21 protein-coding genes are annotated in these 24,548 nt (G+C 41.3%); 5 read left to right on the forward strand and 16 right to left on the reverse strand.

What is annotated here, in order from left to right:
- Positions 1–85: 85 nt before the first annotated feature.
- From MURRU_RS16665 to MURRU_RS16690, 6 genes are all read right to left on the reverse strand, one after another.
- A complete protein-coding gene (locus MURRU_RS16665) occupies positions 86–1,420 on the reverse strand; it encodes a fibronectin type III domain-containing protein (RefSeq protein WP_014034652.1) in 1,335 nt (444 codons plus the stop codon).
- Positions 1,421–1,480: 60 nt separating this feature from the next.
- On the reverse strand, positions 1,481–3,034 hold the full coding sequence (locus tag MURRU_RS16670) for an N-acyl-D-amino-acid deacylase family protein (RefSeq protein WP_014034653.1): 1,554 nt from the start codon (positions 3,032–3,034) through the stop codon (positions 1,481–1,483).
- 107 nt (positions 3,035–3,141) lie between these two features.
- Positions 3,142–4,305 (reverse strand): hypothetical protein, encoded by a 1,164-nt coding sequence (locus tag MURRU_RS16675; RefSeq protein WP_014034654.1) that lies wholly within the window; start codon positions 4,303–4,305, stop codon positions 3,142–3,144.
- Positions 4,306–4,324: 19 nt separating this feature from the next.
- On the reverse strand, positions 4,325–5,941 hold the full coding sequence (locus tag MURRU_RS16680) for a SusD/RagB family nutrient-binding outer membrane lipoprotein (protein WP_014034655.1): 1,617 nt from the start codon (positions 5,939–5,941) through the stop codon (positions 4,325–4,327).
- A 21-nt stretch (positions 5,942–5,962) separates the two neighbouring features.
- Positions 5,963–9,307, reverse strand: a complete 3,345-nt coding sequence (locus MURRU_RS16685; RefSeq protein ID WP_041801662.1) for a SusC/RagA family TonB-linked outer membrane protein — start codon at positions 9,305–9,307, stop codon at positions 5,963–5,965.
- Between the two features lie 227 nt (positions 9,308–9,534).
- Positions 9,535–10,683: a FecR family protein gene (locus MURRU_RS16690; RefSeq protein ID WP_014034657.1), complete on the reverse strand. Its 1,149-nt coding sequence runs from the start codon at positions 10,681–10,683 to the stop codon at positions 9,535–9,537.
- A 103-nt stretch (positions 10,684–10,786) separates the two neighbouring features.
- Here MURRU_RS16690 and MURRU_RS16695 point away from each other — a divergent pair, with 103 nt between their 5' ends.
- The 5 genes from MURRU_RS16695 (at position 10,787) to MURRU_RS16715 (ending at position 16,064) form a co-directional block, all read left to right on the forward strand.
- Complete coding sequence (locus MURRU_RS16695) at positions 10,787–11,335, forward strand: RNA polymerase sigma factor (protein WP_014034658.1); 549 nt, start codon at positions 10,787–10,789, stop codon at positions 11,333–11,335.
- A gap of 122 nt (positions 11,336–11,457) precedes the next feature.
- The gene (locus MURRU_RS16700) at positions 11,458–12,033 is read left to right on the forward strand and encodes a DJ-1/PfpI family protein (protein ID WP_014034659.1); all 576 of its coding nucleotides are present in this window, start codon (positions 11,458–11,460) and stop codon (positions 12,031–12,033) included.
- Between the two features lie 377 nt (positions 12,034–12,410).
- Positions 12,411–14,789, forward strand: a complete 2,379-nt coding sequence (locus MURRU_RS16705; RefSeq protein WP_014034661.1) for a TonB-dependent receptor — start codon at positions 12,411–12,413, stop codon at positions 14,787–14,789.
- A gap of 4 nt (positions 14,790–14,793) precedes the next feature.
- Positions 14,794–15,636 carry a DUF4249 domain-containing protein gene (locus MURRU_RS16710; RefSeq protein ID WP_014034662.1) on the forward strand — a complete coding sequence of 281 codons (843 nt, stop codon included), beginning with the start codon at positions 14,794–14,796 and terminating at the stop codon, positions 15,634–15,636.
- Between the two features lie 80 nt (positions 15,637–15,716).
- Positions 15,717–16,064 (forward strand): winged helix-turn-helix domain-containing protein, encoded by a 348-nt coding sequence (locus tag MURRU_RS16715; protein ID WP_014034663.1) that lies wholly within the window; start codon positions 15,717–15,719, stop codon positions 16,062–16,064.
- Here the strand turns inward: MURRU_RS16715 and MURRU_RS16720 are convergent.
- The 10 genes from MURRU_RS16720 to MURRU_RS16765 are packed head-to-tail and all read right to left on the reverse strand — an operon-like array spanning position 16,061 to position 24,454.
- Positions 16,061–16,816, reverse strand: coding sequence for a sulfite exporter TauE/SafE family protein (locus MURRU_RS16720; RefSeq protein ID WP_014034664.1), 756 nt, complete (start codon positions 16,814–16,816; stop codon positions 16,061–16,063). The two genes, MURRU_RS16715 and MURRU_RS16720, sit on opposite strands and share 4 nt — an antisense overlap.
- Before the next feature lie 3 nt (positions 16,817–16,819).
- On the reverse strand, positions 16,820–17,986 hold the full coding sequence (locus MURRU_RS16725) for a molybdopterin molybdotransferase MoeA (RefSeq protein WP_014034665.1): 1,167 nt from the start codon (positions 17,984–17,986) through the stop codon (positions 16,820–16,822).
- On the reverse strand, positions 17,986–18,978 hold the full coding sequence (gene moaA / locus MURRU_RS16730) for a GTP 3',8-cyclase MoaA (RefSeq protein WP_014034666.1): 993 nt from the start codon (positions 18,976–18,978) through the stop codon (positions 17,986–17,988). Before moaA ends, MURRU_RS16725 begins: the two co-directional genes overlap by 1 nt.
- Complete coding sequence (gene moaCB, locus MURRU_RS16735; protein ID WP_014034667.1) at positions 18,971–19,867, reverse strand: bifunctional molybdenum cofactor biosynthesis protein MoaC/MoaB; 897 nt, start codon at positions 19,865–19,867, stop codon at positions 18,971–18,973. The genes moaA and moaCB overlap by 8 nt, the downstream gene beginning before the upstream one ends.
- A complete protein-coding gene (locus MURRU_RS16740) occupies positions 19,868–20,311 on the reverse strand; it encodes a molybdenum cofactor biosynthesis protein MoaE (RefSeq protein ID WP_014034668.1) in 444 nt (147 codons plus the stop codon). It lies immediately after the preceding gene.
- Positions 20,304–21,317: a HesA/MoeB/ThiF family protein gene (locus MURRU_RS16745; RefSeq protein ID WP_014034669.1), complete on the reverse strand. Its 1,014-nt coding sequence runs from the start codon at positions 21,315–21,317 to the stop codon at positions 20,304–20,306. The genes MURRU_RS16740 and MURRU_RS16745 overlap by 8 nt, the downstream gene beginning before the upstream one ends.
- The gene (locus MURRU_RS16750) at positions 21,314–21,550 is read right to left on the reverse strand and encodes a MoaD/ThiS family protein (RefSeq protein WP_014034670.1); all 237 of its coding nucleotides are present in this window, start codon (positions 21,548–21,550) and stop codon (positions 21,314–21,316) included. Before MURRU_RS16750 ends, MURRU_RS16745 begins: the two co-directional genes overlap by 4 nt.
- A complete protein-coding gene (locus MURRU_RS16755; protein WP_014034671.1) occupies positions 21,547–22,152 on the reverse strand; it encodes a nucleotidyltransferase family protein in 606 nt (201 codons plus the stop codon). Before MURRU_RS16755 ends, MURRU_RS16750 begins: the two co-directional genes overlap by 4 nt.
- Positions 22,149–23,303, reverse strand: coding sequence for an XdhC family protein (locus MURRU_RS16760; protein ID WP_014034672.1), 1,155 nt, complete (start codon positions 23,301–23,303; stop codon positions 22,149–22,151). Before MURRU_RS16760 ends, MURRU_RS16755 begins: the two co-directional genes overlap by 4 nt.
- Positions 23,300–24,454 (reverse strand): cysteine desulfurase family protein, encoded by a 1,155-nt coding sequence (locus MURRU_RS16765; protein WP_014034673.1) that lies wholly within the window; start codon positions 24,452–24,454, stop codon positions 23,300–23,302. Before MURRU_RS16765 ends, MURRU_RS16760 begins: the two co-directional genes overlap by 4 nt.
- Positions 24,455–24,548 lie beyond the last annotated feature (94 nt).

A 24,548-nucleotide genomic window follows, 5' to 3' on the forward strand; every position in this document is an offset into this window, starting at 1 on the left:
AAGGTCTACTACGACGAAAATCGACATAGTAGACCTCGTTTGTTTAGGCCAGTAAAATCTACAGCCATGTATTGCTGTTCATTTTTTAAAAAACACTGCCCAATGCATTACTCATTTTTGCCCAGCTAGAAGCGTTTTTGCGCAGTTTTGGTTTAGCTTGTTCAATATGGATAAATCTCCCTGTTGTACTGCTAGCTGAAGTGCTACATGGGTCAGGGGAACTATTGATAAACCTTCCTTGCGTATTGGTAAAGCCCCTTAATCGGGTCCAATCCGTATCAATATGGGCAATTTTAAAAGTCAATGTATTATCCTCATCCAAAAGAGCGTCTTTGATCAAGGAGGCATAATCTGTGTCTGGGGTTTCCGTAGTTCCATTGCTCATTATAACATCGGGGTCTCCATCATCCTTACCAAAACCATGCAATTGTACAAATATGGTATTTGGCAAAGTTGTAGCTAAAACCTCTGTTGTTTTTTGAAAGGCGGAATTGGTATTGTGCGCCATGTCAGAAATACGGTATGCCCCATTTGACCCACAGGAGGAAGTTGTTCCGGAACATTCCGACCTATCGGTGCTATTGCATCTATGCGTACCGCTTAAAAGTAGTGCTTTGGCCACATTATTTCTAAAGGAATACACTGCCTCAAAACCCGTATTGGTATCATACTTAATGTGGGGAGCCATCAATACCAAATCTTCTTTTTGGGGTGTTTTGCTGAAAACATAGATGCCCCAATAATTGGATTGCGAACTGTATTCGGCCAACACATAGAACACTTGGTTTGGTGATAAATTGGTATCTGTAAACTCTGTAATTTGATAGTTGAAATCAACAGCTTTGGAAACGGCATCTGAAATATTGTTGCTCAACAAATCGTCAATAACCTGGTTCCACAGTTCCAAATCATCATTGGTAGGTATTATATAATTGTTTTCACCGCTACCAGGCACATTGTTTATCAAATTTCGCAAATACGCATCAATATTCCCTGAAGCATATTGTAGTTCGGCCTCAATTGCACTAACCGTTGTTACTTTTAAAACTTCACTCAACGTAGATTCGTTACCAGCGGCATCGGTTGCCCGTACTTGGTATTCATAAACCTTACCAGGCTCCAAATCACTCAACACATAAGATGTTTGACCGGAACTTGCCAAATAACTGCCATTTTGGTAAAGGGAATAATTTTGAATTCCCACATTATCGGAAGCAGCACCCCAATTCAATTCCACTGAGGTTTGTGTTATATTATCGGCCGTTAAGCCTGTAGGAGACGATGGAGCTTGTATATCCGTTTCTGCTGAGGTATCGTCGCTATTACTCTCACTTGAAGAGCATGCTACAAACAACATCAAAACCATGATGATAATTTCCTTTCCGAAGGAAAGAGCTGTTATAAAATTTATAGTTTTCATTTTTGTTTCTTTTTGGAAGTACCCATTGATTTTTTACCAATGAATTTTTGATTTCCTTGGCTACTTCTTCAATATCCTTCCGTTTAGTTTTTCTGTAAATTCACCTTCTTCTATGGATAATTTTCCATTTATGATGCTATAAATCAACCCTTCTGAAAATTGAAACGCATCCAAATAGTTTGCTTTATCCATAAAAGCATTTGGATCAAATATTATAATATCGGCGTAGTTTCCTTCTTGAAGAATCCCTCGTTTTGAAAGTTTAAGGATTTTGGCTGTTTTTGAACTACTCTGGTTAATAAAAAAGGCTAAATCCAGGACATTCTTTTCTTTAACAAACTCGCGATATTTATAAGGAAAGGTCCCATACTTTCTGGGATGTCCCGATCCACCGTCCGAACCTGTTACCACCCACGGTTGAACCATAAAGTTTTCAATATCGTACGGGTTCATGTTGAACGAGGCTATTTTAATGTAACCCTGTTTTAAAATATCGAAAACAGCTTCTTCAGGCTTCTTTTTCAAATCTTGAGCTATTTCTAACAGATTTTTCCCCTGTAGCAAAGTGTCCGGTGCTTGTATGATCAGTAATTTCTCCGGTCCTCCCCTTCTTGCTATATTGGTTTGTGTCTGTTCCAGAATCTGTTCTCTCAGCTCAGCATCTTGAAAACGTATGAACAAGGAGTCTTTTCCCCCACTTTCTGCCCATCTTGGAACCACGGCGGCCTTTAAACTTGTGGCGGATGCATCATACGGGTATTGATTGGCTGTAACATGAATTCCTTTGCTCTGTGCTTCTTCAACAATTTTGATTATGGAATCGCTTTGTTTCCAAACATCTACCCCCAAACATTTGATATGGGAAATGTGTACGGGAATATTTGCTCTTTCCCCTATTTTGATGGTTTCCTGCACTGCTGGTATCAACCCAATAGAATAGGTACTTTCATCTCTCATGTGAGTATCATAAACACCATTGTTCTTGGCTACAACCTCTGCCAATGCCACAACTTCGTCTGTTGTTGCATAGCTTCCTGGTGCATAAAACAATCCAGTGGACATACCAAATGCTCCCGCATCCAATTCTTGCTGCATAAGTTGCTGCATTTTAACGAGTTCTTCTTTAGAAGCTTCGCGATCACTCTCTCCCATTATTTGTTTTCTGATGGTTCCGTGGCCTACCAGGGCGACTACATTGGTGCCCACACCAATTTCTTGGCACTTATCTCGGTATTCTGCCAAAGGATAGGGGCTACTTCCGTCGTTACCCACGGTTACTGTGGTTACACCTTGAAAAAGAAAAGGTTTGTTATGTGACTGTTCCGAATCGTCCAAGTCGTTAGTCGCATGCGTGTGTGGATCAATAAAGCCGGGAGACACGTTAAGCCCTTTCGCATCAATAGTTTTGGTGGCAATCACCTCTTTATCGTTTTTATCACCAATCCAAACAATCTTATCGTCCTTTACAGCAATGGAAACCTGTTGGGGCATTGTCTCGACTCCGTCGAAAACATTACCGTTTACAATCAAAATATCCGCTTCTATTTTGTTCTTGCCGTTACATGCCACCATAAGGGCAACAAGTGCAAACAATCCTATTATTTTTCTTTCCATAACTGATACTTTAAATCTTTATTGAATGTCAACCCCAAAAAAATGGGGCTGACATTTTCAATTCACTTGAGAACAAATATCCTCAATAATTCAATCAAAAAGCTGTACTAATCTTCAGACTCGTATATAATCACATTGTCAATATCAAAAGATTCCGGGGTTGCCCCAGATTGTATTTGAATGACCAACTGATACGAACTGACCCCTTTTAGATAACCGCTATTGATTTCATACCACTGACCTGCTACAGCTTCAACATCATCACTAAAGATGCTAGCCAATTCAAGAACTTCTGTACCCGAATCTGTGACAATATTGGCATAGGCATGTAAGCCATCCAATTCTTCCCAGCTGGAATCTCCAAAAAACACCTGAAAAGAAACCCCGGAGTTCTCTTGTCCTTCTGGAACCTCAACGGTATCAAAAGTGATACGTATTGCACCATCTGCATCTTCTAAATGGAATCCTTGCGTTCCATCTGGGTAGGCTTCATAGTCTTCAAACAAAGAGAAAACTCCGATACGCTCGGCCGAAAAGCCCAAACTACTGCTACTTATATCGGTAATGGCAATATATTCCGAATCAAAACCGATTTCATCATCCACGCCATTGCCTACGGCTGTGTAATCCACATAGGGTGGCATATCCCCATTGATCAAATCCAAGGTTTCATCATTGTTTCCATTTCGGTTGTAAGTATCATCTTCTGCACCAATTGATACTTCCTCAAAAGAGGTTCCCCTAATCTTTTTTCCTGGTGGCTGAAAAAAGGATATGGAAAATTCCATTGCTTGATTCGGAAAGTATAGTTTGGACCTGTCGGTAGTGTCTCCTCCTTCGTTCTCATTGTTGGCATTTAAGTCTGGAGATGCTCCACTATAAGTTCCGTTAGGGCTTGTTACTGTTCCCACAAAGGACATTGTTGACCCCAACTCTATATCTTCCTCGGTAAGGCCCAAAGCTTCAATAACTTGGCTAATGGGCAGTTCCAAATTATAAGGAAATTCCGTAACGGTAACAATATTCTCCACTGTAACGTCCCCATAGGTAACCGAGAGGGAATAACTTATTGCGTTCCCATTGGAATCTACCAGTTGGGCGGTTATTACATCGGAATCCAAACTGAGTACGCTATAGCTGAGCTCCGGAGTTTCGTTGAACGATACAAACCCTCCTCGATCGGTAATGTCCTCAAACGTATTGTTATCATTGGAACAGCCTATCAACAATAGCAGTCCCAATAAAAATTTTATGCTTTTACTACTTTTCATAATAGATTTTTTTTGCTGATTATTTAATGAAACCATCAGGATTGGTATCCCAGAATACTTTATCGTAATTGTTCTTCTGCGTAAGGGACAAGTTCCTTTCCACTTCCAACCTAGAATACGGGAAGCTCCGCGGAAATACAGGGTCATCATCATCTATGGGTACTTGAATATTTGATGGATACCCGGTTCTCCTATAAAAATTATAGGATTCCACAGAATTTCCGAAAGCCGCCAAATAGTACTCGGTCATAATGATATCCAGCCTTTCTTCGTCTGTGGCTGCATTGGAGTAGTTGAGCATCACCTCATCTACATAAGCATCCACATCTGCACTTGTGGCAGCATAACTGGAACTTACGCCACCAAAGTTCAATACTTTTTCCATAGAGGCTCTGATTCCTGTTTCCAACAATTCCGCTGGATTTCCATTTGTACCCAGTGTAATGGTTGCTTCGGCCTTCAAAAAACTTACATAAGATGAGGTAAGCAATGGCAAAATACCTGCTCCTCCCAGATTATTGGTTGTGCTTGGAGCGTCTTCAAATTGGTTTTCATCAAAAGTTCCGCCGCCAGGGTAAATACCGTAAACTGTTCTTAAGAGATTATCTCCCCTACCTACACGGCTTTCCCCGTGGTCATACCCCCAATACTGGTCTCCTATATAGCAATAATCTACATCGGGGTCACCTTGACATGGCAAGTATGGAGGCCCGCTGAATGGGTCCTCGTCGGATTGACGGTACAAGTAATAACGAATCCGAGGGTCTGGGTTACTTTTTGATTCTTTGAGCATATACATAAAATAGTTGCCAATGTATTCATCAAAACCACTTACATAAGCTCTTTGAAAATATAGGTGTCTGCTTTCCGGTTCCTGCACTGTGCTGTATGAATACTGAAAGTCCTCTTCTGGGGTATCAATCAGATTTTTGGACAGTAGGGCATTGATTTCACCCTGAATATTCGACACTCCTATATCTTCACTCGCCAGCCTTGCCTGTACGAGCATTCTCAGCTTTAAGGAATTTGCAAAGGCTATCCAATTATCTTTATCACTGCCATAGAGCAAGTCCGTGGAAAAATCAAAATTGGCTGCTTTGATTTCTGCAATGGCCTCATCAATATCATTCAATACCTTTTGATACAGTGCCGCACCACCATCAACCTCTGGATTTGGATATTCTACGTTGTTTACTGCTTGTGAGTAAGGTATTGCCCCAAGATAATCAACCATGGTAACGGTCATGTATCCCATTAAAAGTTTGGCAATACCACTATGGAAGAGCAAGGTTTCATCCTCTTCTGCCAGTGTTACAATGGTTCTTACATTGTTCAATGCTTCGTAGTAGGTATCCCATTCTTTACTTGTACCCCCATCCAATACGTTTGTTGAAACAACATCTCCGTAGGTGTCCGTCATAGCTTCGTAACGCATAACATCATCTGTGTTGATAATCATCCACGTCATATAGTGTTGAAAAAGGTACTGTACCTCATTGAGCATATATTCAGGGTTCGCACTATCCGGTGTTAGATAGTTGGGATTTTCCTGTAGGTCAAAATCTGAGACTTCACAACCCAAAAAGAGTAGTAAAGCCAGCGTGCTTATACTAAAGTATTTTAATATTTTTTGCATTTTGTTTCTTATTAGGTAGGATTAAAATGTTGCCGATACTCCTAAAGCTATTCTTCTTGTTGAAGGAACTGTACTGTCTCCTTCAAGGCCATCGCTTTCTGGGTCGTAATTGGTATACTTAGGAAAATTCGGTGCCTTGTACCATAGGTTTCTTCCCGAAAGGGTAAAATCAATTCTTTGAAATGGTAGGGCCTGCCCCTTTTTCTTTTTTAGAGTATACCCCAAGGAAACTTCACGTATCCGAAAAATGGAAGTGTCCCACATGGCCAGGTCGTTAGCATTGTAGTAATTGGAGTAAGAAATTCTACCAGGGTTCATTTGGAATGTATTTGGTATTTGGTCGCCATTGGAATCCAATAGGGGCTCTCCCGTGGCGTCATCTGCCAAGTATCCCGGTATTACAAAAGCTCCGTCCCTATCCTCAGTATCTTTTGTTGTCCCTCGCTGCAACATGTTCCTTACGGCTGTTGAATATATTTCGCCTCCATGTCTGTACTCAATTTGGGCAGACAGCCTAAAGCCTTTGTAGCTAAAGGAATTTATGTTGGTGAGTCGCCAATCTGCATTGGGGTCGCCAATAACCTTATCGTCAAAACCTACATCGGTACTAGTAATTACTTCACCAACTCTGGTACTGGAACCATTCCCACTAATCAAAAGGTTTCCGTTTTCATCTCTAAGAGCATAATCACCCATGATAACTCCAAAGGGCTGACCCTCCACGGCGTATCTGTCTTCCGTAAGGTTAATGTTTGCTCCCGTATCGGTTGTTTTTACTACTATGGACTCGTCCGCAGTGAATATATTTCGGAAATTCCATTGGAAGTTTTCGTTCTTTATCAGGTCAATCCCCAAGTCTACTTCAATTCCTTTGTTATCAACCCTACCCAGGTTGATGTACTGTGTATCAAACCCTGATGAACCTGCCAAAGGAGAGGCTACAATTTGGTCTTCGGAGATTCTCTTATAAATAGAGGTTTCCAATGTCAATCTATTGTTGAACATGTTGGTTTCCAAGCCAATCTCAAACTCTTTATGAAGCTCCGGGGCCAAATCCGGGTTGGCATATCTGGTACTATATCTGTTAGTGACTGGATAGGAACCATCTGCCGCTGCAAACCTGAGGTTATCAATTATTAATGTGCTTCTGGTTCTATATGGGCTGGGATAACCGGAAGATGTTGCGTAGGCTCCCCTAATTTTTAGGTAGTTGATTACATTGCCACCAAAATCAAAGGCGGAAGTTGGCACAAAAGATACCGATGACCCTGGATAAAATAAGGACTGATTATCTTTTTCCACAGTGCTCCCCCAATCGTTTCTTCCAGAAAGTGTTGCATACAGATAGCGTTTGTACGCAAACTGAAACTGTCCGAACACACCGGCTATGTTTTCATCTTCACTAGCATAGTCCGACTCGGTCGTGGTATAGTTACTTGGCCTTAAAAAGCCATACACCACCTGTCCATCTGAATCCGATGATCTACTTTGGTATCGGGTAATTCTGGAGTTTGCCCCAATCTGAGCCTCTAAATTCAGGTCTTCGGTAATGTTTTTGTTAAAACCAAGAATCATGGTCTGGTTAACGTCCACGTCCCTGTTGCTATCCAAACGCAAGTATCCAATTTTAAAGGTATTGTCATCATACCCTCCCTTATTGGAATATTCAAAACCACTGAAATGCCTACTATCATAACCGGCCCTGTAGATCAGGTTAAAATCATCGTTCAATTTATAATTGGCATTGACCGTACCGTAGACGTGTTCGACTATATCATTGATTCCGGTATTGTGCAACATCCATAGCGGATTGGTATCATTTCTGTAATAAACCGATTCCCCGGTCAAGGGGTTTTGGTAAGGAAGTTCGGTCAAATCAATCCATCTAGGTTGATAATAAACTACGTTGAAGATACTTTCACCATAAACCCTATTTACTTTTCGTGAAGAATAATTGAGCGTGGCAGAAAGGTCTAACCTATCGGAAACCTGTGCCCGACCTCCAACGCTAATATTAAACCTTTTTAAGTCGTTGTGCTCAATAATACCTTTTTCATCCGTATACCCTGCCGAGATGTTAAATCCAACCTTTTCTTGTGAAGTGGCAACTGTAAGTGAGTGGGTTGTGCCAATTCCTGTTCTAAATATGTTTCTAACATTATTTGGTTTGGCAGCTATGTTCAGCGTAGCACCTTCATATTCCGGAAAAATATCGCTCAATGGGGCATACGGATGGTCTACTTCACCAATATCTGAAAAAGCCGGTCCCCAGTTGGAAAGATATGTAGGTTGGAACTCTCCCTCACCGCCGTTGGAATAGGTGTTCTGGAACTTAGGCAACTGGGATACAGTATTGGTATACACCGTGGTCGAATATGTGGCCTTGGTTTCGGCTTGACCCACTTTGGCAGAGCCACTTTTGGTCTGGATCAAGATAACCCCGTTTCTACCTTCACTACCATAAAGTACCGAAGCATTAAATCCTTTTAGGATACTCATACTTTCAATATCATTCGGGTTGATATCACGTAGCAATCCATTGAAAGGAACATCGTTTACAACAATCAGGGGATTATTGGAGCCGGTGATAGATACATTTCCACGTATTCTGATAGGTGAGTCCGAACCGGTTTGGCCATCGGCGGGAGTAATTACAACACCGGCAATCTTTCCCTGTAAGGTTCGTGCCAAATCCGCCTCTGGACGTTGCTCTACTTCTTCGGACTTTACTTGGGAAATAGCATACCCCAAGGCTTTCTTGGATTTTTTTATACCCTGTGCCGTAATAACTACTTCATCTAGTGTCTGTGCAGTCTCTTTTAGCACAACATCTATAGTGGTCTGATTACCTACTTTAATTTCTTGGGTCTCAAACCCCATGTGGGTAAACTGAAGCACGTTCTCCGAGTAAGGTACCGTTATACTATAATTACCATCAAAATCGGTCGTGGTCCCTTTATTGGTGCCCTTTATCAAGATTACCGCATTCACTAAAGGAAAACCCTCCCCATCATTTACCGTACCCGAAACCTCAATTTGGGATTGTCGGTTTCTAGGAGAACTTTTTTTGACCATTATGGTGTTGTCCGTGGTCAAAACAACATTTAAGTTTCCGGGCTCCAAGCTTTTTTTGAGCAGTCTATTGGTACTTATCCTTCCCTTTTTTACGGGAATGGTGGGGTAATCATCGAACATGCCCACCTCGTAGATAAAGCTGTAATCGGTCTGACTCATTATAAGATCAAAGACTTCATCTACCGTCATGGACTTATCAAACTCTATTTTAATGCTAGAGTTCTGCGAAGCGAGGTCGTTTGGAGTGAAGCTAAATACCGTAAGACAACATAAAAAAATAAATGTTCTCATAAGTAATAATAGAAGTCGGTTCCTGATCAGGAATCCAACCTTTGTTAGTTTAGTTTTCATAAATTTGATTGTTATTAGTTAGTTTCTAAACAATTAATTAATAATGGCATAAAGGGGATGGTGTTATTTAACTTTGGCGAGTATAGCCCATCCCCACTTTTTAGGTTTTTCTCTTCATTGGCATACTTTGATTATTCGGTTGCTTTTTTTGAGTTTTCATTTACATTTTATTTTAGTATGACGGTTTTGTTCTTTATTTCATAGCTATCCAAAGAGCTGGACATGATTACGGACAACACATCTTCAATACTTTGATTTTTTCTCAATACCCCTTTGAACTTTTTGTTTTCCAAGGACTTATTTTCAAAAACCACTTCCATATCATACCATCTGGAGAGGGTTCGCATTATATCCCTCAATGGTTTTTTCTTGAAGCTAAAAACACCCCTTTTCCAAGATGTCTCGGAAAAAACATCTATATCCGATACGGCAATAGCTCCAGTTTTTGTATTGAGCCTCGATTGCTCTCCAGGCTCAATTTCCAAGGTTTGCCCCTCATGTTTTACCGATACTTTCCCTTCCACCAAGGTGGTAAGCACGTCCAGCTCGTCCTTATAAGCCTTTATGTTGAATTGTGTCCCTAAAACTTGTATTTCCTGTTTTTTATGGTACACTTTAAAATCCATTCCTTGGTGTTCTGTACTCGATGAAACATCAAAATAGGCCTCTCCATAAACCAAATAAACCGCTCGGCTCTTTCCTTCCACGAAATTGACCGGGTACTTTAATTTGGATTCAGAGTTCAACCAAACAACGGTTCCATCCGAGAGTGTAAGTGAAAATTGCCCTCCTCTTGGAACAGTTAGATAATTGTATTCAACTGCTTTTATGCTGTTTTCTTTAGGGGAGTAGACTATCTGGTCTTCTTTAGCGCTTAGATTCTGTGTTTTGTAATCAGCCCCTTTGCCCAGGGCAACACTATCTCCATCTTCCAAAGTAAGAACAGCAGTGTTTTTACCCGGTTGTATTTCATTGTTTACAATAGTTGGGGCAACAGGAGTGGAGGGTTCCTCCAAAGTTATTATCTTGTCCTTAAAAACAAATGTTGCCACAGCCAAACCAACAATCACGGCCGCATATTTTAATACCTTATTGTAATTGCGCTTACTTCTTGTATTCTTGATCTGATCAAACAGTTCATCTTTACGCCTAAATGATTTTTTAGCATTTATATAATGGTTGATTTCAACAAATTCATTGAAATAATCAAGATTTTCCTCAGACTTTAACCAATCCAACAATTCTTTGGACTCCGCCTCGGAAATTCTATTTTCAACTAATTTTAGAAGTAATTTATCAACCTTAGTTTGATTCATATTTAATAATTATTTAATCTTATGACGTGGGAAGCTTTTGATACCCCCCTTCAAAAACCAAAAAGTTTTATTTTTTTATCACTTTTTTAAAAAATCCCTCTTTTTGAAGCATAAAAATGAAATATTCATAATAAATTCCTTAAAAAGCGGAGATAAAAAAATCTTTGAGCGCCTCTATTCGGATTACTACCAGAAACTATGTGTTTTCCTGCTCAACCATTGTCAAAATCGAGCAATTATTGAAGATGTAGTGCAAGATGTGTTCTTAAATCTTTGGATGAAACGTAAGGACATTCACATAAAAACATCCTTAAATGCATTTTTGTACAGGGCAGCATATAATAGATTAATGGACAAATACAGACACTTGAAACTCAAGAACAACATGCTATCCTCTTACTACCATACTGCCGTAATGCTTGCTGCCGATGTCGACTCTGAAACATCCAAAAAAAGGGCAAAACTGTTGGAGAATTGTATGGAGGAACTGCCAGAAAGATGCAAAGAAGTTTTTCATGGAAGTAAAATTCAAGGCTTGAACTACAAAGAACTTTCAGAACGGTTCCAAATCTCCATAAAAACGGTCGAAGGGCATATATCCAGAGCATATAGAATCTTAAAGGAGTGCATGCAATTGGAAAAATTTAAATAAGAAAACACTCCCTAAAACCTTCTTTGATTTTTAAGATAATTTAATACAAACGCTTCTCCTTTTCCCAAGAACCATTACTATCTTTAAGATTGTTAAGTTTTTAACCTTAAAATACTTGAAATATGAAAAAAATTCTTTTCCTAACAGGCGATTTTGCTGAAGACTATGAAACTATGGTCCCTTTTCAAATGCTCTTGATGGTGGGCTACGAAGTACATGCCGTATGCCCCGACAAGAAAAAGGGCGACACCATTAAAACCGCCATCCACGATTTTGAAGGCGACCAGACCTATACCGAAAAACCTGGTCATAATTTTGCACTCAACTACAGTTTTTCTGATGTTGACCCATCGGATTATGCCGGATTGGTCATTGCAGGTGGCCGTGCTCCAGAGTATCTTCGCTTGAACCAGAAAGTATTGGACATCACAAAGCACTTTTTTGATGAAAACAAACCTGTAGCCGCTGTTTGCCATGGCATACAAATACTTACCGCAGCAGGAGTGGTTAAAGGTCGAAAACTTACCGCCTACCCAGCAGTCGGTCCAGAAGTAACCATTGCAGGCGGCGAATACCAAGATATTCCAGTTGACGGAGCTTATGTGGACGGTAACTTGGTAACTTCCCCTGCATGGCCTGCGCACCCAGCCTTTATTCGTGAATTTTTAAAGGTAATGGGGGCTAAAATCTCAATCTAAAACCTAAGATAATCCCAAAGGGATTAAATCAAGGATGCATTGCCCAAGCTTAATTCTTAGGTGATGTCGTCCTTTCTTTTTTTAAAACACGTTTTAGAAAGTAAGTACTCCTTGAACGGTTTCTAAACTTTGTTTGCAGAACTTGGCCTAAATGAAAAGGAACAACTTACATCAGTTTAAAATTTAACCTAAAATTATGTTCCAAGGTTTGACATTTCACTTCATTTTCCCCGTAATTCACCCCAAAATGGCAGAATTACCGTCACTTTTACCAAGTCCGTGTTTTCTTTGCCTACAAATAGATTAATTGAACTGCCTAAGGCAATCAATTCATACATCATTAAAACAGATTTAAAATCATTAGTCATCAATCAACTATGAAGAACAAAATGCTAACCTACTTACTCCTCTCGCTTGGTTTTACGGTTATGGCACAGGAAAAACACACCCTCCGCGGCACCGTAAAAGACAACGAGAATGGAGAAACGCTTATTGGAGCCTCCGTTTATTTGCAGGGTACGGAATACGGGACTATAACCAACGAATACGGATTTTACTCACTCACCGCTCCAGCAGGCACCTACACCTTGTCCATTACTTATATTGGCTATGGGGAAACCACGCAACAAATCACATTAAATAGTGACCGAACTGTAGATTTGGAACTCTCCCCAAATGCAACCGCCTTGGATGAGATTGTTGTGTCGGCTGACGATATCGAAAAAATAAACCTGAAAACACCCCAAATGGGCGTGGCCCAACTAAAAACCCAGACCATTAAGGAAATACCTGCCGTATTGGGCGAGGTGGATGTGATCAAATCCATACAAATGCTTCCCGGCGTGTCCAATAACGGCGAAGGCAGTACAGGTTTCCATGTTCGGGGCGGAGCTGCTGATCAAAATTTGGTGCTGTTGGATGAGGCTATTATCTACAACACTTCCCACTTTTTTGGTTTTTTCTCGGTGTTCAATGCAGATGCCATCAAAGATGTAAAACTGTACAAGGGTGATATTCCTGCCGAATTTGGTGGTAGGGTCTCTTCTGTGCTGGATGTGCGCCAAAAAGACGGTAACAGTAAAAACTTTGCCCTTAGTGGTGGTATTGGCATAGTTTCGAGCAGGTTAACGGCAGAAACGCCAATTTTCAAGAATAAAGGATCGATTCTTGTTGCGGGAAGAACATCTTACGCGCACTTATTTATGAAGTTTATAGATGATTTGAAAGATGATAAACTAGCCTTTTACGATCTTAACCTTAAAGCCAATTACGAAATCAATCAAAACAACAGAATCTATCTTTCGGGATACTTTGGAAGGGATGAATTTATTTTGGCCAACCTAATAACAAACAACTATGGGAACGCGACCGGAAATCTTAGATGGAACCATATTTTCAATGATCGACTCTTTGCCAACCTCTCCCTGATCTACAGCCAATATGATTATAGGATAGTTTTGGATTTTATTGGTCTGGATTGGGTCGCCGATATCGAAAATTACAACCTAAAATATGGACTTAACTACTATGTAAACAACAAGTTCAAGCTCAACTTTGGAATCAGCAGTATTCTCTACGATCTAAACCCTGGCGAAGTAACACCCTCCAACGAGACTTCATCCATCAACTATTTAAAGTTAGATCAAAAAAGGGCGTTGGAATCTGCCGTGTACATTGGTGCCGAAAACGAAGTTACCGACAAACTTACCGTACAATACGGCCTGCGACTCAGTCATTTTTCAAGGCTAGGCGGTCAAAGCATCAATCAATATGCAAACGACCTGCCCGTGGTCTATAATGAGGAGCTCGGCATTTACGAAGCTGGCGAAGTGGTCGGGGAAACATCTTACGGTAAAAACGAGAGCATTAAAACCTATGCGCAGCTCGAACCCCGTTTGACACTCTCCTATCAACTTAACGATATTTCATCCGTAAAAGCTGGTTATACCCGATCTGCACAATACCTTCACCTATTGTCCAATACAACTGCAGTAACCCCTTTGGATGTTTGGACACCAAGTGGCACTTTTATAAAACCACAACTGTCCAACCAATACTCGATGGGCTATTACAGGACTTTTAACGACCAAAAGTACAGTCTTGAAATAGAAGCGTATTACAAAAACATTGACAATCGTATTGACTATATCGATGGCTCCAATCTGATTGGAAACAATACCATTGAAACTGAAATCCTTAACGGTGAGGCCCGTTCCTACGGAATGGAGCTGTTGTTGCGAAAAAACACGGGCAAACTAACAGGTTGGTTGGGTTACACCTTATCCAAATCCGAGCAGCTCACTACAGGTGGACGTGCAGGTGGTTTGGGCATCAACGACGGGAATTGGTACAACGCCCCCTATGATCGTACCCACGATATTTCCTTGACCGCAACCTATAAATTCAATGAAAAGTGGAAATTCAGTTCCAATTTTGTGTTCCAAACAGGGCGTCCCGTTACCTACCCCAACGGGCAATATGAATATGAAGACTTGTCCATAGCAAGCTATTCCAATAGAAATGCAGACAGATTGCCCGCCTATCACCGATTGGATGTGTCGGCCATATACACGCCCAACAGAAGACCCGATAAAAAATGGAAAGGTGAATGGGTTTTTGGTATTTACAACGCCTACAACCGCAGAAATGCTGCATCCATTTCCTTTGGACAAAATTGGCAAACAGGTCAAAATGAAGCAACCCGAACCGCCATTTTCGGAATAATGCCAGCGATTTCCTATAACTTCAAATTTTAATACAATGAAAAATTATATATCACTCATAATCATAACATTGTTAGCAGTCACTTCTTGTACAGATGTAGTAGAGGTTGATGTTCCAACAGCAGAAACACGATTGGTGGTCGAAGCTTCGTTGGATTGGGAAAAAGGTACCGCTGGAAATGTACAGTCAATCGAGCTGAGCACCTCTACCCCCTATTTTGATTTGGATTCCGATGCCGCCGTGGATGGAGCCCAGGTAAACGTGACCGATTTGGACTCTGGAGATGAGTTTTTGTTTGAAGGACAAGGAAATGGCCTGTATACAACCTCTAATTTTATTCCAGTTTTGTACCATCAGTATCAACTAGAGATCATTTATGACAATGAAACCTATTTGGCCACGGAGACGTTGTACCCCGTTAGTGACATTAAAGCCCTAACCCAATCTACCGAAGGTGGTTTTGATGATGAGTTTCTGGAACTAAACCTTTATTTTGACGACCCCGAGGAAGAAGAAAACTTTTATCTGATCAGGTACCAAGAAGAAGGCGACCCGTTTCCCGATTTAGAAGACCAATCTGATGAATTTACCAACGGCAACGAGCAGCACGACTTTTACGAAAAAGACGATGATGAAGACAATAACGAACAACCTTTTGAGCCTGGTGATACCGTTTTTGTTGATCTTTATGGAATTTCGGAGCAATATTACAACTACATCCGCCTGCTGATAGAGCAATATTATAGCGCAGGGGATCCATTTGGTGCCGTACCCGCACCCATAAAAGGGAATTGTATCAACCAGGACAACCCAGCTAATTTTGCTTACGGATATTTTAGGGTAACGCAGGTTTCCAGAGGCTCCTACACATTTCAATAAAGCTCAAAACAATGCAGTATTATTTAATAGTTTTACGTAAAACACCCTTTTTTTGAGGCAAAAACCACTAATTTTAAGAGATGGGAACATCAAAAGAACTAAAACTACGATGCTGGATAGATATTGACGGGAAAAAGTTTTTTGGCTCTGGGCGAGCGCAACTTTTGATGATGATCGATAAGAATGGTTCATTGTCCAAAGCGGCCAAGGAAATGGGCATGTCCTACCGAAAAGCATGGTCCATGGTGGAGGATATGAATTTAAGAGGGCAACAACCTTATGTAGAATTGCACAAAGGAGGCACAACAGGTGGCGGGGCCGAGTTAACGGAAACAGGCAGAAAAGTACTTTCCACCTTCCTTGCTATGAATACTAAAATCACCGCAACCGTTCAGCAACATACTGAGGAAATGTTAGGGTTGATTTAAATCTGAATGCCAAAACCGTGCATTAGAATCAATCGAAAGCCCACGTAAACCACCAAAATACTGGTCAGCACCCCCAAAAACTTCAAATTGAACTTTTTGTTGGACAGATAAGAACCGATACTCCCGCCAATCACAACAGCAACAATAAGTTGTAGCATCAATTCATTGTTCAACTTGAAGGTTCCTGCCACATTTAGGCCAATCAAGCCCGAAATGGAATTCACCAAAATAAAAACAGAAGCCAATGAAGCGATAGTTCTAGGATTGGCCCATTTTAAAAGATTTAGCACAGGTGACAAGAAAATCCCCCCTCCGATGCCAGATACTCCCGAAAGCAAACCAATACTTCCGCCCAGCAGTAGCTTTTTGGTATTAGAGAACTCGTAGGTATCCATTTTTTTTTTCACAAAACGCAATAGCATAAAAATACCAGCCAAGACAAGGGATATTCCCAATACCATAAAAAAAGAGGTTTTGGAAAGTCGCAACAGCGCTCCGAGATATGCCAATGGGATGCTTGCCACTAAAAAGGGCCAAAACTTTTTTAAAGTAAACACTCGATTCTTTATAAAAAATAGCGTCCCAATCGTAACGACACAAATATTTAAAATGAGTGCAGTGGAGCGTATCTCGTAAAAATCGGTCAGGAAAAGACTTAAAATGGCCAAATAACTCGACCCACCTCCAAATCCGACAGAGCTATAAAAGAGCGCAATCAAAAAGAAGACAATGGGTAGATATTCAACGCTCATCCATCAAGAAATTAGCTTGCATTTTATGTAGTCTCCTTCTTTGAGTTGCTCCCCATCATCTATAAAAGCGAGGGCATTCCCCTTGGCCATGGATTGAATCATAGAGGATCCTTGACCATCCAAAATCTCTACTCTTCCATCCAAAATATGGGCTTTTAGAAAGGACGGACGCCCAAAACGGTTTTCGTAAGCATGTTTTATAGGAAACTGATAGATAGGCAAACCTGTGGTTTCGTAACCCGATAATTTTTGGAGCAACGGAAGTACATACACATAAAAACAAGTAAGTGATGATGCTGGATTCCCTGGTAGGGCAAATACAAATTGATTGTCCTTTCGTCCAAAATATAGCGGCTTGCCAGGTTTTTGAAACACCTTGTAAAACAATTCGTTAACTCCATTTTCTTCGAGGGATTGTTTTACAAAATCATAATCGCCCACTGATATTCCTCCCGAGACAATCAGCACATCACAAGACTCCAATGCAGTTTTAATGCCTGCTTTGGTCGCCTCAAAATCATCTTGTATCTGTGTTTTTTTATGGTGCTTAAACCCAAATTGCTGCAGTGCACCCGAAATCGCATAGCTGTTGGATTCATATATCTGTCCCTCGGTCTTAGGTTGCCCTGGTTTAACCAATTCATTTCCCGTAGTGATGATATTGACTTGAGGTTTTGAATAAACTTCCAATTTTTCCAATCCCAAACTTCCCATTAAAGCCAAAGATGGTGGATTCAAAATATGTCCTTTTTCAAATACTTCTTGACCCTCCGTTAACTGCCCACCTTTTTTACGGATGTTTTGTCCAGTTTTAGGCATTTCATCCAAGAAAAGCGTGCTCTCCTTTACCGAGGTTTTCTCCTGCATCATTACAGCCGAAGTATTTTTAGGCACTTTTGCTCCTGTAAAAATCCGAACGGCTTCACCATCACCAATCAATACTTCTTTGGAATCACCAGCGGCGACCTCCCCTACCAACTTATATTCTTGATAAAGTCCACACAAGGCATAGCCGTCCATCGCGGAATTATCAAATTCGGGCACATCAAAAGGCGATACCGTATTTTTTGAAAGTGCATAACCAAGTGCCCCTTCAAGGGGCTTTGTTTCACTTTTTAAACTGATGTTTTGGTCTTCAATAATGCGAAGTGCTTCTTCAATCGTAACCATTAGCCCCCTATTGAAATCATTGAACGGTTTTGCTCGTAGTGTTCGGCATCCATCTTAACATCCATACCATCTCGGGAATGTTTCTTGGATTTTATGGCTTCCAAAATAATTTTATCAATATTCTCCCCATTGCGAAGCGGTGTCAACAAATCCGTTTCCGATGTGGCAAACAAACAATTTTTCATCTTGCCATCAGCAGTTAGGCGAATACGGTTGCATTCATCACAAAAAGGATTGGTAATTGTACTGACAATTCCAAAACTTCCTTTGTGTCCCTTCACCCTAAAATTGGTGGATGTGCTATGTTTTGGATTTTTCAAGGTCTCGATTTCCCCAAACTTGTCTCCGACCGTCTTTAAAATTTCATCCTTGGAAACTCCTTTGCTCCAGTCCCATTTATTGCCTTTAAAAGGCATAAATTCAATGAACTTGGGCGTAATCTTTTTATCCTTGGTCAAGGCGATAAAATCATTGATTTCTTTATCGTTTACCCCCTTTATCAATACAATGTTGAGTTTGATGTCCATATCCATATCGAGTGCCATCTCCAAGTTGCGCATAATGCGCTCGTAATAATCACGCTTGGTTATGAATATCGATTTGGCCTTGTCCAGCGTATCCAGACTAAAGTTGATTTTGCGCAGTCCAATCTTATCGAACAGATCCAAATATTTATCCAGAATAATTCCGTTCGTGGTCAATTTTAGGGTCACACCCAATTTGGCGAGCTCTTCGACCAAAAAGCCAAAATTCTTCCGAACCAAAGGTTCGCCGCCTGTCAAACGTACCGTATCCACTCCCAAATCCCTGAAAGTCCTCGTCATTTCAATGATTTCCTCCAAAGTCATAATGCTGGGCTTTTCCATTAACTCAATGCCTTCTTCGGGCATACAATAAAAGCACCGAAGGTTGCATCTGTCCGTCAACGAAATGCGGAGATAGGTATGTGGCCTACCGAAATTGTCTATTATTTGTGGTTTCTTTTCAATCATGTCTTTTTCCTTCTATCACTTTAAATGCGTGCAGCACGTGCGGAAAAATCGCATCCATGGATTCCGCCGCTCCTTTGGTGGAGCCAGGCAACGCCAGAATGAGTTTACCGTCTTTGATGCCCGCGATGGAACGCGAGAACATCGCATAAGGCATTCGTTCCTGCCCGTAGCTTCGCATTTGTTCTTCTACTCCTTTTAGTTTGATGTCCAACAAAGGTTCCAAGGTCTGTGGGGTGACATCTCGTGGCCCCACGCCCGTACCTCCCGTAAAAATCACCAAGTCTGCGGTGGTACTTCCCATTATTTTGATGATTTCCTCAGCTTCATCAGGTATAATGCTTTTCTGCGATTCCACACCAAAGACTTTTAGCCGCTCCATAATGGCCTCTCCTGCCCTGTCCTCGCCTTTTCCTTTGGAAATGGTATCGGAACAAACGACAACATCCGCAGTCAGTCCTTCTGAATTTATTTTGAAAGAGGATTTTCCTCCTTTTTTCGATTTGAGGCGAATGGTGCTGATTTCAATATTTTTATCAATGGGTTTGAGCATATCGTACATCGTGAGGGCAACAATGCTTGCTCCATGCATCGCCTCTACCTCTACCCCTGTTTTGTAAATGGTCTTCACCGTCATCGAAATGATGATGTCCAACCCATCGATTTTATAATCAATTCCCGTGTATTCAATGGGCAACGGATGGCAATCGGGTAAAAGGTCGGGTGTTTTCTTCACCCCCAACAAGCCGGCTGCCTTGGCCATTTCAAACACATTCCCTTTGGGAACATCGTTGTTTTTGATAGCATCTATCGTAGCCTGACTGCTCGTTTTCACGATAGCTTCCGCCGTGGCTTCCCGTAAACTGGTTATTTTATGTGTAATGTCTACCATTTACTTGTTTACTTTCCATTGATGGGTTTCGTCCTCAAAAATCTCTTTACCGAATACAGGCACTTTCGCCTTGATTTCCTCCACAAAAAAGTTGGTGGCTTCAATCGCAATCTTTCGGTGAGCGGAGGATGTGAACACAAATAAACAGAGTTCTCCAACCTTCACCTTGCCCAAACTGTGATAAATATGGGCGCAAGTTATGTCGAACTTGGCAAATGCGGTTTCCCGTATTTCGTGGAAGACTTTCTCCGCCATTTCCTCATAGGCCGTGTAATCGATAGCGGTCACGGTTTTTCCATCCACTTCGTCGGCCCTAATTTGCCCCAAGAAAATACTGTGGGCACCAATTTTGGTCTTGCTTTGATGATTCGCTACCGAATTGGCTATTTTTTCGGGAGGAATTGCTCCTTGTACAAATACTTTTTTTGGTTTCTTCTTATCCATCAATTATTGTTTCTATTCCGCCTTCCACATTTTTGAGGTTGTGAAAGCCAAATTCATTTTCAAGGATTTCAATTGCGTTTTTGCTTCTTTTTCCTGACTGGCAGAACACAAAAACTTCTTGATTGTTCGGTATTTCCTCGTGCCGAGTTACCAAATCGTTCAAAGGGATACTCAACACGTTTTTCCCTTTTGGCTTGGGCTGCTCGAACACTTCGCGGACATCGAGGTACCAATGCTCCTTATGCTTTAAATCGCAATCAATATAAACAGGGGCAATCCCTTCTTTGCGTATTTTTTCAACTTCTTCGGGGCGCTTGTTTATTTTGATGGTCTGCTCGCTGGCCTGCATCATGTTGATAAGCTTAATTTTGCCCGAAAGCACCTCACCTGCACCCAAAATAATTTTGAGCACTTCCGCAGCTTGCAGGGTTCCCAGAATACCTGGCAGTACACCCAATACACCCGTAGCTTCGCAACTGATATTCTGTCGCGTACTTTTCGGGAACACACAGCGATAAGTCGGCCCATCGTTATAATTGAAGACTGATAATTGTCCTTCATTTTTATAAATGGAGGCAAAAACCCAAGGTTTGTCCACTAGTATACAAGCATCGTTGATGAGATACTTGGTTTCAAAATTGTCGGTTCCATCCAGGACAACATCGTATTGGTTGATGATTTTTTCTGCATTTTCAGTGGTCAACGGCTCTTCATAAATCTCAAACTGTACCTCACTGTTCTGTTTTTCCAAACGTTGTTTGGCCACCACTGCTTTGGGCCTCCCCACATCCGATTCTTGGAACAATACTTGCCTGTGCAAATTGGACATTTCGACTTTGTCGTGGTCCATTAGACCAATTTTGCCCACTCCGGCTCCCACCAAATACATCGCGGCGGGACAGCCCAAACCACCAACACCAACAATCAAGACCTTGGCATTGCGAAGTTGTTCTTGCCCTTCCGGCCCAACTTCCTTGAGTTTTATTTGTCTATCGTATCTGCTCATCCTCCTGCGAACGGTGGCAATAAGGCCACTTCGTCCCCATCTTTTAGGGTTATTTTATCGTCCAAATTTTGATTCACCGCAATCTGCACGGAATCTTTATCCGCAATGGCAAGTCCGTTCAGGCATTGTGCTTTCAGCTCCGAGGCCGTGAGCTCTCCGTTGAACTCCAAAACCTCTTCGAACTTGTCGGCTGCTTCTGCCACCAAACCAAAATATTTGACTGTCACTTTCATACCTCCATTTGCTTTAGTTGCTGTACATCTTCTTCGGTATCCACATCAAATCCTCCATTTTTGAAGGTTTCCGTACAGAAATTAAACTCTTCTAAGTGCATTAGTTTTTTAGCTCCTTCGTCACCTTTCAATTTCAATAACAGCGGAAACGCTGCTTTACCAAAAATGGCCGGCACTCCAATATTATCACCATACTTTGAATACGTCGCTTTAGGATTCTTGGTCAGTTGGGTGTGCACCAACTTGATTAGATTGGTAGGCTCCAAAAAGGGTTGGTCCGAGACCAAGAAAAGTATGTGGTCCAATCCATTTTCTTCTGCAAGCGCAGCTTCTAGTCCAATTTTAATACTAGAGGCCATTCCTTGCTCCCAATCAGGGTTGGTTGCAACTTTAAAACCATCCGAGCTTATCTTTTGCTGAATTTTGTCTTGATTGGCACCCAGCACCAAAATCTTGATCTGGAAACCTAACATATCCACCTGGTCCAAGGTGCGTTCCAAAAGGGTTTTTCCGTTGAATTCCACCAATTGTTTGGGTCGACCCAATCTAGATGAGCCTCCTGCCGCCAAAACAACAACTGCTATGTTTTCTTCTGCACTCAAATGGATATTTTTTGAAATTCGTTTGCTGTAGTATCGTGAATGGGTTCGGTTTTTTGCTTTAAGGGTCGGGCATCTTTTTGCTTCAAAACACTTTGAATTTCAGCCAAAATGGACAATCCAATCTCTGCCGGTGTCTCTGCTCCGATTTCCAAGCCTACTGGTGCGTGAATTTTGTTCAAATCGTCCTTGGAAACTACTATTCCTTCGTCTGCAAGCTCGTTGAGCATACGGTTGTATTTTTTTAATGGCCCGAGTATGCCTATATAGGGTGTCTCCGTTTTTCCCAACAATAGCTTTAGCACTGATAGATCATAATTATAATTATGGCTCATCAATACAAAACAAGTGTGCTGGTCTATATTAATGTTTTCCAAAGTTTCCTGAGGTTTGGCGACAATCACTTGGCAAGACCCGACAAATCGCTCTTTGTTGGCGTGCGTGGGACGTCCATCGGTTACGGTTACGTTCCAGCCCAATAAATCGGCTTGTTGCGCCAAAATTTGGGCATCGTTCCCTGCTCCAACCAAAACCACTTTAACGGGTGGTTGATGCATTTGAATAAATAGATAATGCTTCTCATCATCAATCTCTAGCTCACCAAAACAGGAATAACCTTCATTGATAACCTCTTTGCCTTTTATAAACAAAGCTTTGTGCAAATCATTATGGATTTGTTTGCTCAAAACAACCTGATTTTCATCGGACACTAAAACTGTTCCTGATTGCTTTTGGGTTTTATCCAAATTAAAAAGTACGGAAATAGCCATGGGTACTTCCTGTTCGGAAACGGCTCTCAAAAGCTCGCAGGGATTATTTGCATCAGTATAATCAATAGGCTCAAAAAGCACCTGAATGATTCCATTGCAGCCTAATTGTGCTCCGATTATTGCATCATCTTCGTCGCTGGTATCATAAGTCACCAGTTTGTTTTCTTGTTTGTCCAAAGCAAAAAGTGCCTTTCTTAGTGCATCTCCTTCCAAACAACCTCCGCTGATGGCTCCCGTAATATTCCCGTATTCGTCCACCAACATTCGTGCACCCGGCCTACGGTACGATGAACCATCAACATGAACCACAGTGGCCAATACGCAGCGAATGTGCTGTGATTTCAACTCCAAATAACGTAATATGATGGTATCCAACTCTCTCATAGACTGACAGTTTTTAGTTGGTTGACGGCTTTTTTGATTTCGTACACGGCCTTTTCAATATCTTCGGAAGTGGTATTTAGCCCTGTGCTGATGCGTAAGCTCGCCAAAGCTGTTGCATCATCGTACCCCATGGCTTTTAGCACGTGCGATGGTTTTACAAGGTTCGCATTACAGGCTGAACCGCGAGATACGGCCAACTTGTTGAGATACCGCAGCAATTTAGAACCGTCCATATTTGAAAAAGAAACGTTGGTAGTATTGGGCAAGCGTTCCTCTACATTACAATTAATTGTTGCTCCCCCGATAGCCAAAAGCTCTTGCTCCAATTGGTTTCGCAGGTTTAATTGCTTTTGATGGTCTTCTTCAATGCTTTGTTGGGCAATGGCACAAGCTTTTCCAAAACCGACTATTCCAGGAACGTTTAAAGTTCCTGGTCGAACTCCTTTTTCATGATTTCCTCCGAAAAGATGTTTCGCAATTGATATTTTGTTGTTTTTGTTCAAATAAAGTGCTCCGACCCCTTTAGGACCATATAGCTTGTGAGACGAGAAAATGGCTAAATCAATTCCTAAATCCTGAAGATCAACGGGAATTTTACCAACAGCTTGCGTAATATCGGACATTACAGAAACTCCTTTGGAATGCGCTAATTCGGTGATTTTTCTTATGGGGTGAATCAGGCCTGTTTCGTTGTTGGCCAACATGATGCACACCAAAATTGTAGATGGTTTAAGAGCAGTTTCTAACTCGTTCAAATCAATATTTCCATGATTGTCCACATCCAGGTAGGTGACCTCAAATCCATCGGCTTCCAACGCATCCATACATTCGAGTACGGCTTTGTGCTCTGTTTTACATGTAATAATATGATTGCCTCTACTCCTATTCCTCCTGCAAAACCCAAACAAGGCCAAGTTCGCAGCTTCCGTTGCGCCCGAAGTAAAAGTTATTTCTGTAGGTCTGCAGCTCACAAGCTTTGCCACTTGGTTGCGCGCAGTCTCTACCGCATCATCAGCACACCACCCAAAGGAATGGTCGCTACTTGCATTACCAAAATTCTCGGTAAAATAAGGCAGCATCGCCTCCACTACCTCCGGGGTCGTAGGAGTAGTTGCATTATAATCCAGATATATTTTTTCGGTCAGAGACAAATTATTATCGTTATGTACAGATATGCATAACGCAATTTAATAAGAATAACAATGAATTCATTACATTTTTCAAACCATTATGAAATTAATTTCA

The organism is Allomuricauda ruestringensis DSM 13258, from assembly GCF_000224085.1.
Classification (GTDB): domain Bacteria; phylum Bacteroidota; class Bacteroidia; order Flavobacteriales; family Flavobacteriaceae; genus Flagellimonas; species Flagellimonas ruestringensis.